The sequence below is a fragment of the Amycolatopsis pithecellobii genome (assembly GCF_009707865.1).
GTDB classification, from domain to species: Bacteria; Actinomycetota; Actinomycetes; order Mycobacteriales; family Pseudonocardiaceae; genus Amycolatopsis_E; species Amycolatopsis_E pithecellobii.
On sequence record NZ_WMBA01000014.1, the window covers coordinates 70267 to 83310 of the forward strand.

General features: G+C 70.8%; 9 protein-coding genes. 7 read left to right on the forward strand and 2 right to left on the reverse strand.

Annotated features, from left to right (window positions below; translation table 11 throughout):
* Window positions 1-64: 64 nt before the first annotated feature.
* Window positions 65-718, reverse strand: coding sequence for a TetR/AcrR family transcriptional regulator (locus GKO32_RS12040; protein WP_154756926.1), 654 nt, complete (start codon window positions 716-718; stop codon window positions 65-67).
* Window positions 719-920: 202 nt separating this feature from the next.
* On the opposite strand from GKO32_RS12040, the gene GKO32_RS12045 reads away from it, so the two are divergent.
* The 6 genes from GKO32_RS12045 (at window position 921) to GKO32_RS12070 (ending at window position 7333) form a co-directional block, all read left to right on the forward strand.
* On the forward strand, window positions 921-2273 hold the full coding sequence (locus tag GKO32_RS12045; RefSeq protein WP_154756927.1) for an MFS transporter: 1353 nt from the start codon (window positions 921-923) through the stop codon (window positions 2271-2273).
* 34 nt (window positions 2274-2307) lie between these two features.
* Window positions 2308-3066: an enoyl-CoA hydratase gene (locus tag GKO32_RS12050; protein WP_154756928.1), complete on the forward strand. Its 759-nt coding sequence runs from the start codon at window positions 2308-2310 to the stop codon at window positions 3064-3066.
* Window positions 3067-3370: 304 nt separating this feature from the next.
* Window positions 3371-4555: a thiolase family protein gene (locus GKO32_RS12055; RefSeq protein WP_154756929.1), complete on the forward strand. Its 1185-nt coding sequence runs from the start codon at window positions 3371-3373 to the stop codon at window positions 4553-4555.
* Window positions 4556-4623: 68 nt separating this feature from the next.
* The gene (locus GKO32_RS12060; RefSeq protein WP_154756930.1) at window positions 4624-6228 is read left to right on the forward strand and encodes a long-chain-fatty-acid--CoA ligase; all 1605 of its coding nucleotides are present in this window, start codon (window positions 4624-4626) and stop codon (window positions 6226-6228) included.
* Between the two features lie 33 nt (window positions 6229-6261).
* On the forward strand, window positions 6262-7023 hold the full coding sequence (locus GKO32_RS12065) for an enoyl-CoA hydratase-related protein (protein WP_312867814.1): 762 nt from the start codon (window positions 6262-6264) through the stop codon (window positions 7021-7023).
* A 70-nt stretch (window positions 7024-7093) separates the two neighbouring features.
* Window positions 7094-7333, forward strand: a complete 240-nt coding sequence (locus GKO32_RS12070; protein WP_154756931.1) for a hypothetical protein — start codon at window positions 7094-7096, stop codon at window positions 7331-7333.
* 599 nt (window positions 7334-7932) lie between these two features.
* On the opposite strand, the gene GKO32_RS12075 is transcribed toward GKO32_RS12070, so the two are convergent.
* Entirely contained in the window at window positions 7933-8463 is a 531-nt protein-coding gene (locus tag GKO32_RS12075; RefSeq protein WP_154756932.1) for a hypothetical protein, read from the reverse strand.
* 160 nt (window positions 8464-8623) lie between these two features.
* Here GKO32_RS12075 and GKO32_RS12080 point away from each other — a divergent pair, with 160 nt between their 5' ends.
* The gene (locus GKO32_RS12080; RefSeq protein ID WP_154756933.1) at window positions 8624-12949 is read left to right on the forward strand and encodes a cation-translocating P-type ATPase; all 4326 of its coding nucleotides are present in this window, start codon (window positions 8624-8626) and stop codon (window positions 12947-12949) included.
* Window positions 12950-13044: the final 95 nt, after the last annotated feature.

Genomic DNA, 13044 nt, shown 5'->3' on the forward strand with positions numbered 1-13044 from the left:
CGGCCACCGTGAAAGAACCGGGACAAGGTGCGGGTCCGTCGCCAGGCGACGGACCCGCTCTTGCTCATCCCGCGTCCGGCACCCTTACCGCCCTCTCGGCGTAGATCGCCCGGTACCAGATCCTGCTCAGCGTGTCGGCCGCGTCGTCGATGTCGGGGAGCGGACGGCCGTACCGGCTCGACTGGATGAAGGAGTGGAAGGCGAACTGCTCCACCATCGATGCGAGCGCGACGGCGGCGAAGGTGGGGTCGAGATCCCCATCGGCAAGCACCCGGTCCAGGTAGCGCTCCTTGCGCTCGAAAGTCCGGTTTCGGAGCTCCCACCACCGGCGGTCGTACTCAGGCTTCGCTGCGGCCATGTCGATGAGCCCGGAGATCAGCTTCCTGTTCCGGCAGTAGGCCTCCAGGTAGCGGCGTGACGACTCCCGCAGGGACGCCAGCTCCTCCCCCTTGGTCCAGCTGCCGGAGACGGACTCGCGCAACTCCTCCATGACCGACTCGAGGATCTCCCCGTAGACGGCCTCCTTGTTCGGGAAGTAGCGGTAGAGGGTCCCCAGCGCCACACCGGATTCGGCGGTCAGGTCGGCGACCGTGGACTGGAAGTACCCCCGCTCGGCGAGCACGCGCCGCCCCGCCTCAACGATCTTCGCCCGTGTCCGCCTGCCCCGGGCGGTCGGCACGGCAGCCAGCACCGGGGTCGTCGCTTCGGTCGTCGACACTCGCCCACCTCCCCGAGGTCGCACCCGACCTCGTGCCTCAAGCGCCGATCTTAACTCCTGGTCGCGTTATTGACGCCCTCCGCCCGCCTGATATATAACATGAGCTCACTTTCTAGTTTCAAGCTTCTGAAAGCGCGCTACCCCGCCCGGCGCTGCCCGACCGCCGAGCGTCCTTGACCATCCCAGAGAAGTGGTGAGTCACATGTCACGCACTCCGCCCGACGTTCACGCCGTCACTCGTTCCGAACATCGCAGACGCCTGATCGCCGGTGGTATCGGGAACTTCATGGAGTGGTTCGACTTCGCGATCTACGGCTTCTTCGCAGCCGCGATCGGCACGAACTTCTTCCCGAGCACGAGTAGCACGGCCTCCCTGCTGTCCGCACTGGCCGTCTACGCGATCGCGTTCCTGATGCGGCCCGTCGGAGGACTCGTCATCGGGGCCATCGGAGACCGACGGGGCCGTCGCTTCGCCCTGATGCTGTCCGTCGGGCTCATGGGCGCGGCGACCGCCTTGATCGCGGTGCTGCCGCCCTACTCGGCGATCGGCATCGCCGCACCGGCGGTCCTCGTCTTGCTGCGGTGTGTCCAGGGCTTCTCGGCCGGCGGCGAGTGGACCGGATCCACGGCGTTCCTGGTCGAAAACGCCCCCGCGGGCCGGCGAGGTCTCGTCGCGAGCGTGGTCCCCATGACCGGGGCGATCGGAGTCGCCGCAGGAGCCGGCTCGGCCCTGCTGATCCAGAACCTGCTGGCAGCGGACCAGATCGCCACGTGGGGCTGGCGCATCCCCTTCCTCGCCGCATTCCCGCTGACGCTGGTGGGCCTCTACATCCGGATCAAGCTGGACGAGACCGCGGTCTTCCACCAGCTCCGGGCGCGCGACGAGGTGGCGGAGGCGCCGATCCGCACGGTCCTGCGCGCGGAGAAGCGCGGTGTCGCCATCTCCTTCGCGCTCTCCGCGATCACGGTCCTCGGCTTCTACTACATCGCGACCTACGTCGTCACATTCCTCACGACGACGGCCGGAATGAAGCGCGGTACAGCGCTGTGGGTCGTGTCTGCCGGCGCCCTCGTCTACTCCGGTCTCTGCGTGGTCGCCGGCGCGCTCTCCGACCGCGTCGGGAGGCGACCGATATCCCTGGCAGGCGGGGCGGGACTGGCCCTCTTCGCCATCCCGGCCTTCCTCCTCATGGCGACCGGCCGGCCGGGCCCGGCGATCCTCGGCATCGTGCTGTTCGGAGTTTTCCAGGCGATGCACATCAGCACCACGACGGTGATGCTCATCGAGCTCTTCCCCGCCCGCACCCGGATGACCGGAAGCGCGATCGGCTACAACCTCGGCGCCGCGCTCATCGCCGGTCCCGGCCCGCTGATCGCGGCCGCACTCGCTGCGACGGGTGGCTTCGCCGGTCTCCCCGCGACCTACATCGCCGTCGTGGCGGCGATCTGCAGCATCGCGTTGTTCTTCCTCCTGCCCGAGACGCGGTTCCGCCGCCTGGGTGGCCACGCCGCCGATCCCGACCCCCGCCGCGCCGACGACGTCGTCGCCCCTTGACTTTCTCCGCCAGTCCCTTCCCTCGAGGAGTCGCATGACCGCCGAAGTCCACCTGACCGTCGACGACGGCATCGCCGTAGTGACGATCGCCAACCCCACCGTCCGCAATGCCATGGACCTGGAGCTGTCCGGGAAGCTGACCGCGACCATGGACGCGATCGGCGCCGACGAGAAGATCGGTGCGGTCGTGATCACCGGCGAGCCACCCGCCTTCTGCGCGGGCGGCGACCTCGTCGAGCTCCAGGGGGCCGACCCGGCCCGGTTGCGGTCCGTCTACTCCGGGTTCCTCGCCGTCGCCCGGTCACCGCTCCCGACCGTCGCGGCCGTCAACGGAGCCGCCGTCGGCGCCGGACTCAACCTCGCCCTCGCCTGTGATCTCCGGCTCGCCGGTCCTCGAGCCCGCTTCGACACCCGGTTCCTGCAGCTGGGCCTGCACCCCGGCGGCGGCTATACCTGGATGGCCGACCGGGCCCTGGGAGCCCAGGGCGCCAAGGCTCTTACCCTGTTCGGCGACGTCCTCGACGCCGACGAGGCGGAACGGGTCGGTCTGGTCTGGCGCCGCTACGACGACGACGCCACAGTCCTCGCCGCCGCACGGGAGTTCGCCGGGCGGGCCGCCGCCGCACCCCGCTCGTTGGTCCAGACCACCAAGGCGACGATGAGCCTGACCGCTGGGGCCATCTCGCATGCCGAGGCCACGGAGATCGAGGTGCGGGCCCAGGCCGCGTCAACCGGTTCTCCGGAGTTCCTTGCGCGCGTCACCGCCCTCCAGGCCCACATCAGCAGCCGCTAACGCTTTCCCGACGCGCGAGTTGCGCGTTCCGGGCGCGCGAGTCGAGCTTTCCCGACGCGCGAGTCGAGCGTTCCCGTTGCGCGAGTTGAGCGTTCCCGCCGCGCGAGTTGAGCTTTCCCGTTGCGCGAGTTGCGCGTTCCGGGCGCGCAAGTTGAGCCGATGGAGAACGCCGGATGGACGACCCCGCCGGCCCCGCACCGACCAGCCGGACGCGCTCGAACCGCACGATCCGCTGTTGACCACACGCATTTCAAACATATAAAGTGAGCTCACTTTCTAGTTTCATGGCAGGACGGAGCAGGGTATGGACGACAACGCGGTGTGGCTTGTCGACGGCGTCCGGACGCCGTTCGGGCGCTTCGGCGGGGGGCTCTCGGAGGTCCCCGTCGTGGACCTGGCGGCGCACGTGCTCAAGGCCGCGCTGGCGAGGTCGGAATGGCCGATCGAGGCGCTTGACGAGCTGAACGTCGGCATGGCGATGCTGGAGGGCGGCCTCATGGTCCCGGCCCGGCAGTACGCCGTCGCGGCCGGGCTGCCGCAGGAACTGCCGACGTTGACCGTCGACCGGGCCTGCTGTTCGGGCATGACGACCGTCGGCCTGGGCGCACGAGCGATCGCGACGGGCGCGCGGTCGGTGCTCGCCGCGGGCGTCGAGAGCATGAGCCGGACCCCGCGCCTGCTCCACGGCAGCCGCGCCTCCAAACGCGGCGACCTGCAGGTCGAGGACATCCTGATGTTGCGCTCGCCGTTGACCGGCGGGGAGCCGATCGCGAAGTCGGCGGGGATCGAGGCGGTCAACCGGGGCGTCGGCCGCGAGGCCCAGGACGAGTGGGCGCTGGCAAGCCACGAGAAGTACTTCGCGGCCCTGGAGTCCGGCTACTTCGACGACGAGATCGTCGAGGTGGAGACACCCACCGGCGTCGTGGCCGCGGACGAGCAGCCGCGGCGGGGCGGCACGCTCGAGAAGCTCGCCCGCCTCACGCCGGTGTACGGCAGCCCGACGGTCACCGCGGGCAACGCTCCCGGTCTCAACGACGGGGCCGTCGCGCTGATCCTGGCCGGCACGCCCGCGGTCGAGAAGAACAATGTGGCCCCCCTCGCCCGGGTCCGCGGCCACTTCCAGACGGCGGCGGGTCCGACCTCCTCGGTGTATCTCCCCGGCTTGGCGATCAGGGCGCTGCTGGACCGGCACGGTGTCTCCCTCGACGACGTCTCGGTCATCGAGATCAACGAGGCCTACGCCGCGACCGCACTCGTCAGCGTCAAGACGCTGGCCGACGGCGACGACGGGCTCGAGACCAAGCTGCGGGCCCGGACCAACATCGCGGGTGGCGCGGTCGCGATCGGTCACCCGACCGGCGCGAGCGGCGCCCGCCTCGTCCTCACCGCGGCGCGACACCTCCGCGAGCGCGGCGGCCGCTACGCCGTCGCCGCGATCTGCGGGGGATTCGGACAAACGGACGCGGTGCTGATCGAGGCGGCACACTGACACCGCCGGTCCTGCCGGCACAGCGCGGACCGCGCCGGCGCGCCAATTCGACACAGGAGCGATGACCGATGAGAAGCACGATGCAGGACACTCCCCTCACGGTCCCCCATTTCCTCCACCGGTCCGCGGCCTACTTCCCCGATCGGCACATCGTCACGACGACGCCGTCGGGCACCCGCCGGTCGACCTATGGTGACTGGGCCACGCGCGTCGGGCGTCTCGCGGGCGCTCTCGACGAGCTCGGCGTCGGGGCCGGGTCCAGTGTCGGTTACTACGGCTGGAACACCGCCAGCCAGCTCGAGGTGTATTTCGCGACCGTGTGCACCGGGCGGGTCTTCCACTCGATCAACGCCCGGCTCCCCGCCGACCATGTCGGCTACACGATCGGGCACGCCGAGGACGAGGTGATCTTCGTCCAGAAGTCGCTGCTCGATGGTCTCGGCGCCGTGATCGAGAAGGGCCACAACCGCGTGAAGCAGGTGGTGGTCGTCTCCGATCCGGACGACGACAGCCCTGTCGTCGACAGGACGCTCGACTACGAGGCGGTGCTCTCGGCCGCGTCCCCGGTCGGCCTGTCGGTCGCCGACGAGCGCCTGCCCGCCTCCATCTGCTACTCGGGTGGCACGACGGGCCTCCCGAAGGCGGTCGTCTATTCCCATCGTGCGCTCTACCTGCACACGATGTCCCTCCTGCAGACCGACAACGTCGGCATCTCCGAGAGCGACGTCGTCCTGCCACTGGTACCGATGGCACACGCGAACGGCTGGGGGCTCCCGCAAGCCGCGGTCGCGGCGGGCGCGACGCTCGTCCTACCCGGACGTGACCTGTCGGGCCCGAAGATCGCCGAGCTCATCGCCTCCGAAGCCGTGTCGGTGTCGGCGGCGGTACCCACCGTGTGGACCCGCGTACTCCCCGAGCTGGCGGGCAAGGACACCAAGGCAGTCCGGGAGCTGTGTTCCGGCGGGTCAGCGGCGTCGGCGCGACTGATGGACCTGGCGCGCGAGGTGACAGGGCGGCCCCTGCTCCAGGTCTGGGGCATGACCGAGACCGGGGCCTTCGCCGCCCTCGCCAGGGAGCGGTCCAAGGACGCTGCGGGACGGGCGGCCGCGGTCAGGGCGTCCCAGGGCTTCCCGGTCGCCGGAATCGACATGCGCGTGGTGGATCCGGACACGCGCACCCCCGTTCCCCGCGACGGGACGACGATCGGCGAGCTGCAGTGCCACGGGCCGTCCGTCATCGCCTCCTACCACGACGACGCGCGCTCGCCGGAGGCCTTCACGGTCGACGGCTGGCTCCGCACCGGCGACATGGCGGTGGTCGACTCCGAAGGCTGCCTGAGACTCGTCGACCGGACGAAGGATGTGATCAAGTCAGGCGGGGAATGGGTCTCCTCCATCGACCTCGAACACGCACTGCTGGCGCATCCCGCCATCGCTTCGGCAGCCGTTTTCGGCGTCCCATCGGAGGAGTGGGGCGAACGTCCGGTGGCCTGCGTGGTCCCACACCCGGGCATGGCCCTCGACAGCGACGAAGTGCTCCGCCACCTCAGCGGCCGAGTGGCGAAATTCTGGGTGCCGGACCGCGTCCTGATCCTCGGCGCATTGCCCACCACCGCCGTCGGGAAGATCGACAAGAAGGCGCTCCGGACGACCTTCGAAAAAACCGATACCTGACCCCTCAAGAGAGGCGAGTACACCGTGTCAGACGTGACGTTCGCGGTCCCCCACAACCGAACGGCGGTCATCACCATCGACCGTCCGGCCGCCCGCAACGCCATCACCCCGGAGATGGCGAGCCGGATCGAGGAGTACTGGGACCGGATCGAGGCCGACGATTCCGTCTGGGTCGGCATCATCACCGGTACCGGGCCCGTATTCTGCGCCGGCGCCGACCTGAAGCGGATGGCAGGCGAGGGCGGCGGGCCCGCCGGGACCGAGCGAGGCGGATTCGCCGGGATCGCCGACCGGGTACGGACGAAACCGCTGATCGCGGCGGTGAACGGCCCCGCCGTGGCCGGAGGCTGCGAGATCGTGCTGGCCGCCGACCTCGTCGTCGCGGTGCCGCGGGCGAGCTTCGGCCTCCCCGAGGTCAAGCGGTCCCTCGTCGCCGCCGCGGGCGGGCTCTACCACACCCCGCGAGCGCTACCGCGGAACCTGGCGATGGAGATGGCCCTCACCGGTGACCCGGTCAGCGCGGAGCGCGCATTCACCCACGGCCTGGTCAACGTGCTCGCCGAGGAGGACCGGCTACTCGACGAGGCGTTGTCGCTCTCGGACCGGATCTGCGCCAACGCACCGCTGGCCGTGCGGGAGAGCCGGCGGGTTCTGCTCGAGGGAATGGCCCTCGACGAGCACGCCGCGCGCTCCCTCGCCGCGGAGAGCATGAGCTGGATCAGGACCACCGAAGACTTCGCGGAGGGGCCGCGGGCTTTCGTGGAGAAGCGGGCCCCTCAGTGGTCGGGCCGGTAGCGACCGGCGACGCGGCCACTGAATAGACGGTGCGGCGGAGTGGTACTCCGGTCTACACAGTCACGAGGAGGTGGTCGTCGTGCCGTCGCAGCGACCGGACATCGGGCATCAGATCGAATTGCCCGTCCTGGGAGAAATGCATTTGCCGCCACCGAACCGTTTGGCGTATTTCGCCGGTTTGGGTGTGCTGGCCGCATTCGGCGTGGTGGAATGGCCGCTCGCCGTGGTCGTGGCGGCTGGGCACCTGCTGGCTGATCAGCACTGGTCCCAGGTGGTGAGTGGCCTCGGGGAGTCGTTGGAAGAGGCGTGATCGCGTTGCTGCGATCAGACCGGGTACCGGGACAGATGGTGATGCCGATCGCCAGGAACAGGGCGGGGACGACCCAGCGGCCGATCCGGCGTAGTAAACGGATGGTTGTCTTCCTGGTCGATGCGAAGTACCCGAGATTCGTGGCGGTGAACGCACCTACAGCGGTACCGATCGTGCCGGGGAGAAGCAGCACCGGCCAGGATCTCACTCGTATGGGGTGAACGCGACCCGCGTGACGGTTTCCGGCGGCCTTTGGTTCAGTTGATATTGGTTGTGTCGTAACGTTTCCCTTGTCCCTCAACATTCTCTTCGAGAGGGGTCGCCATGCCCACGGAGTCTTCTGAGACTGCCCGGACCGCCACCGACACGGAATCCGTCGAGCAGGCGCCCAGCTCGGAAAGGCAACCGCGGGAAGTCTCCGCAAAACCGGAGCACGGCCCGCGCACGGCCACGGTGAACCTTCCGTTCATGACGGCACAATTCCGTGCGCCCGAATTTCACCTACCCCACCTACGGACACCGCAAGTCGGTCGCGCGGAGCTGTCCGCCGCCGCGGACACGGCTCGGTCCCTGCTGCCACCCCCTCGGCAAGCGTGGTACTACGCCGGTCTCGCCATTCTCGCCGCGGTCGAGGTGATCGAATGGCCGGTCGCCGCGGCGATCGGGGTCGGCACCGCCGTGGTCGGCCGCCGTGGCGGGGAGCAACGCCGGCGGGAGGCCATCAGTAAGGAACCGGCGGCCGCCACGAAAACCCCCGCGAAGACAGACGTCGATGGCGCGGCGGCGAAGGAACCCACGAGCGCCGCGCCGCCCGCCGCTCCCATCCCAGCGCCGGAAACAGGTGCGGGCGCTTCGACATCGCCTCCTCTAGTGGAGAGCACCGAGACTACGGGCGCGCCCGCGTCCCAGCCGGAGGCGAAAACCGCGGACCAGGTCGGAAGCGCCGCACCGCCCACCACGCCTGAACCCACGACCACCCCAACACCGCCGCCTCCAGCCCAGAGCACCGAGACCACGGAGGCACCCGCGTCCCAGCCCGCACCGCCGACCCAGCCCGAGGCACACACCGCAGGCCAGGCGGAAACCGCCGCACCGCCCACCACCCCAACACCCGAAACAGCTACAGGCACTCCAACGCCGCCGCCTTCAGCGGAGAGCACCGAGACTGCGGGCGCCGGTGTGTCCCAGCCCGGGGCGCACACCGCGAGCCAGGCGGGAACCGCCGCACGGGAACCCCGAACGGGCGAGGCGGAGCAGTCTGCCGGGCCGGCATCCCCGCAGTAGCCGCGGATGCTCGTCTCTGCCCTGCACCGGGCGACTACCAAGATCCTCTCGCCCGTCCTCGACGGCCTGACCTCCCTCGCCGGACTGCCCGGCCCCCGCCGGGTATGGGCGCAGGACGACCGGCTCCACGTCGAGGTGTCGGGTATCCACCAGCCCGGTACCGAGGACGCGGCGGAAATGCTGCGCCGGCGGCTGCTGGACCTTCCGGGCGTGCGCCGGGTCGAGATCAACGGTCACCTCGGCCGGGCGCTGGTGGTCCACGATGCGGACGTCACGGATCGGCGGGCCGTGCTCGCGACGATCGCGGAGGCGGAACGGCGCGCGCCGCTGGCCGGCCACGGTCGCGCGCCGGCGAGCGCGACGCATCCGGGCAATCCCGGGCCTGGCCTGCTGGACGTCGTCGCGTTCGGGCTGAACCTGGCCGGGGCTGGTTACACGGCGGCCGGCAGCCTGCTACCGGTACCAGGCCTGCGGTCGAGGTGGCCGACGATCAGCACGATGGTGGACTCGACACCCAGGCTGCGCAAGGTCGTGGAAAGCGCACTCGGGCGACCCGCGACCGATGCCGTTCTGGCGTTCACCGGGGTGGCCGGCCAGATCGCCACCCGCAGACCCTTCGGTCTCCTCACGGACGCGGGGTACCGGCTCCTGCTCAGCGGCGAGGCACTCGGCAGGCAACAGGCTTGGCGGCAGTGGGAACGCGCGACGGCAACCCACGCCGGGGCACACGAGGCGGGCGCGATGGACTACCGCGGCCGGCCGGTACCGCTGCCTGACGGTCCCGTCGAGAAGGTCGCGACGACCTCGGCCGCGCTTGCTGTCGCGGCTTACGCAGGTGTGCGCGTCACCGCCCGGGGTGCCGAGCGCGCCAATGCCGTCTTGACGGCTGGGGTGCCGCGCGCGGCGAAGGTGGGGCGCGAGGGGTTCGCGAGCCGGCTGGCGCGGGACTTTTCGCGAGCCGGTTCGCTGATCTTCGAGCCAGACGCCGTGCGCAGGCTCGATCGCGTCGACGCCACGGTGCTCGATCCGGCGCTGTTGCTGACGGGCAGGTACGAGATCGACGCGGTCGAGCCCGTCGACGATCAGGTGGACGCCGCCGAGTTGTCCCGCCGCGCACATGACCTTGTCGACCGGCGCCACCCGTATCGGGGCCGCGAACACGACGAGTGGGCCGTCGCGCCGGTCGACCTCTCGTCACCGGGCGAGCTGGGGCGCCGTGCCCGGGAGATGTCCGGGCGGCGCGCGATGGTGCTCGTGGTGTCCCATGCGGCCGTGCCCGCGGGTCTGATGCGGGTGCTGCCGGAACTTGATCCTTTGGCGGAGGCGCTTGTCGAGGCTGCGCGCGACGCCGGCACCGTCGCACTCGGCGCGCCGGATCCGGAACTGGCGGGGCAGTTGCGGATCGCCAAGCCGGCGCCGGAGGGCAGCCTCGTCGACCGGGTCGCAGATCTGCAAACCGAGGGCCGGGTCGTCGCCGTCCTCACGCGCGACCGCGCCGCCCTGGCGTTGGCGGACCTCGGCATCAGCCTGCGCGGGCGGTCCGGTTCGGTCCCCTGGGGTGCCGATGTCGTGTGCCCGGACGCGGGGCAGGCGTGCCTGCTGCTCTCGGCCGTTCCCATGGCACGCCGGACGAGCCGGGATTCCGCGCGCCTGTCAGTGGCGGGTTCGGCGGCGGGGGCCCTGCTCGGCGGGTTCGGGCCCGCCACCGGTGCCGCAGGACGTGCGTCCTTTCCCGTCCACCTGACAGCCGTGATGTCGCTCGCCACCGGCGCCTGGCACGCCGTCACCCTCGCCGCTCGCCCCGCGCCGGTTCCGGTGGACCGCACCCCGTGGCATGCGATGTCCCGGCGAGCGGTGCTGACCACGCTGTCGACCACCTGGGCGGGCCTGCCCGATCCGGAGGCCGCGCGGCGGCATGGCCGTACCCCGGACACGCCCGACATCGCCGAGGAGGGACTGGCCCGGGCCTCGCTCGAGGAACTCGCGAACCCATTGACGCCCGCACTGGCCGCCGGCGCGGGCATTTCCGCGAGCATCGGTTCGCTGGGGGACGCCCTGCTCATCGCGGGGGTGCTCGCGCTCAACGGCCTCATCGGCGGCGCCGAACGGGTCGGCGCCAGCCGGGAATTGCGGCATCTCCTGACCGCCAGCACCACGCGGGCCCGGGTCCGCCGGCGCGAAGGCGCGCGTGAGGTGCTGGCCGGAGACCTGGCCACCGGGGACGTGGTCGAGCTGCAGGCCGGCGACGTCGTCCCGGCCGACTGCCGGCTACTGGACGCGCCCGGTCTCGAGGTCGACGAATCCAGCCTTACCGGCGAATCTCAGCTCGTCACGAAGTCGATTCGCGCCACGGCCGCCACCGAGATCGCCGACCGGTCGTCCATGATCTACCAGGGCACGGTCGTCGCCGCGGGACGTGCGGTTGCCGTCGTCGTCGCCACCGGCGCCCATACCGAAGCCGGCCGCAGCGCTCAGGCCAATGGCGAGCGACCCGAAACCGGGGTGCAGACCAGGCTCAGCGTCCTGGCCGGCCGCACGCTCCCGATCGCCATCGGTGCGGGTATCGCGTTGATGGCGGTGAATCTGCTGCGCGGCCGCAGCATCGGGCAGGCGTCAGGGCCGGCCGTGAGCCTGGCTGTCGCCGCCGTTCCGGAGGGCCTGCCGTTCGTGGCCACCGTCGCCGAACTCGCGTCGGCTCGGCGGCTGGCACACCAGGGCGTGCTCGTGCACAGCGCGAGCACCATCGAAGCGCTTGGCCGCGTTGACATCCTGTGCTTCGACAAGACCGGGACGCTGACCGCGGGGCACATCGCGCTGCGGCGTGTCTCCGACGGCATCCGGGACGAGCGCGTCGAGGACCTCGGCAACCCCCTGCGCCGCGTGCTCGCGGCGGCGATGCGGGCCAGCCCCTGGCATGAAGGTGCCGCGACGGTGCCCCACCCCACGGACCGCGCGGTGCTCGACGGCGGGCAGGCGGGCGGCGTCACCCCACAGGAAGCCATGGGCGAGCTCACTGGGGTCGCGGACATCGCGTTCGAACCCGCACGCGGCTACCACGCGGCCCTCGCCCGGCATCGCGACGGCCTGCTCCTGAGCGTCAAGGGCGCGCCAGAGGTGCTGCTTCCGCGGTGTACCTCCTGGCAGGAGCGCCCTCTTGATGACGATGCACGCAAGCGGGTGGAAGCCGAGATCGAGCGCCTCGCCCGTGGCGGATACCGGGTTCTCGCCGTCGGCGAGCGTGCCGCGTCCGACCGTGCCGAACTCGACGACGACCGGATCCACGACCTCGAACTGTGCGGTTTCGTCGCCCTCGCCGATCCCGTCCGCCCGACCGCGGCGGCCGCGGTGAGCCAGCTGCGGGACGCGGGGGTGAACGTCGTCATGGTCACCGGGGACCACCCGAGCACGGCCGCGGCGATCGGCGCCGAACTCGACATGATCAACGGTCGCCGCGTACTCACCGGCGCTGAATTGGAGCGACTCCCCGACGAGGAGTTGCCCGGCGTTCTGGCGGATGTCGCGGTCTTCGCCCGCGTCAGCCCGGCACAGAAGGCGCGCCTGGTGCGGCAGCTCCGCAAGGCAGGCCGGGTAGTGGCGATGACGGGCGACGGAGCCAACGACGCGCCCGCTATCCGCCTCGCGCACGTAGGAATCGCGCTGGGTCGGCGCGCCACGCCCGCGGCGCGTGAGGCCGCGGACCTGGTCGTCGTCGACGACCGGATCGAAACCATCACCACCGCCCTCGTGGAGGGCCGGGCGATGTGGTCGTCCGTCCGCGACGCCGTGGGCATCCTGCTGGGCGGCAACCTCGGCGAGATCCTGTTCACCGTCATCGCCGGCGTGGCCAGCACGAGAGATGCACTCAACGCCCGCCAGCTGCTGCTGATCAACCTGCTCACCGACGTCCTGCCCGCGATGGCCGTCGCGGTGCGCCCCCCGGTCGGCACCACCACTGAAGCACTCGTCGCCGAGGGACCCGAAGCCTCGCTCGGCGGCGTGCTGCTTCGCGACGTGTACCGGCGGGCTGCGATCACCGCGGGTGCCGCCACGGCCGGATGGCTCCTGGCCCGCCCGCTCAGCACACCTGCTCAAGCCAGCACCACCGCACTCGTCGCACTGGTCGGCGGGCAGCTGACCCAGACCGTGGCGATACGCGGCCGCACCCCACTCGTGGTCGCCGCCACCGCCGGCTCCCTCGCCGCCCTCGTCGCAGTAGTGCAGATTCCTGGGCTGAGCCACTTTTTCGGCTGCCGCCCCCTCCTTCCACACCAATGGGCCGTCGCCGCCGGCGCCGCCGCCGCGGCCGGCACCGCGGAGCTCCTGCACCGCTGAACCAGCCTGTCAACCGCGGTTCACCCGCTGACTACCTGCGCACTACCCGGGCAACACGACGATGAGTGACCCTGGCTCGTCACCACGTCGAACTG

Coding starts and splice junctions, on each gene's coding strand:
- GKO32_RS12045 (WP_154756927.1), top strand. CDS start 921: ATGTCACGCACTCCGCCCGACGTTCACGCCGTCACTCGTTCCGAACAT.
- GKO32_RS12050 (WP_154756928.1), top strand. CDS start 2,308: ATGACCGCCGAAGTCCACCTGACCGTCGACGACGGCATCGCCGTAGTG.
- GKO32_RS12055 (WP_154756929.1), top strand. CDS start 3,371: ATGGACGACAACGCGGTGTGGCTTGTCGACGGCGTCCGGACGCCGTTC.
- GKO32_RS12060 (WP_154756930.1), top strand. CDS start 4,624: ATGAGAAGCACGATGCAGGACACTCCCCTCACGGTCCCCCATTTCCTC.
- GKO32_RS12080 (WP_154756933.1), top strand. CDS start 8,624: ATGCTCGTCTCTGCCCTGCACCGGGCGACTACCAAGATCCTCTCGCCC.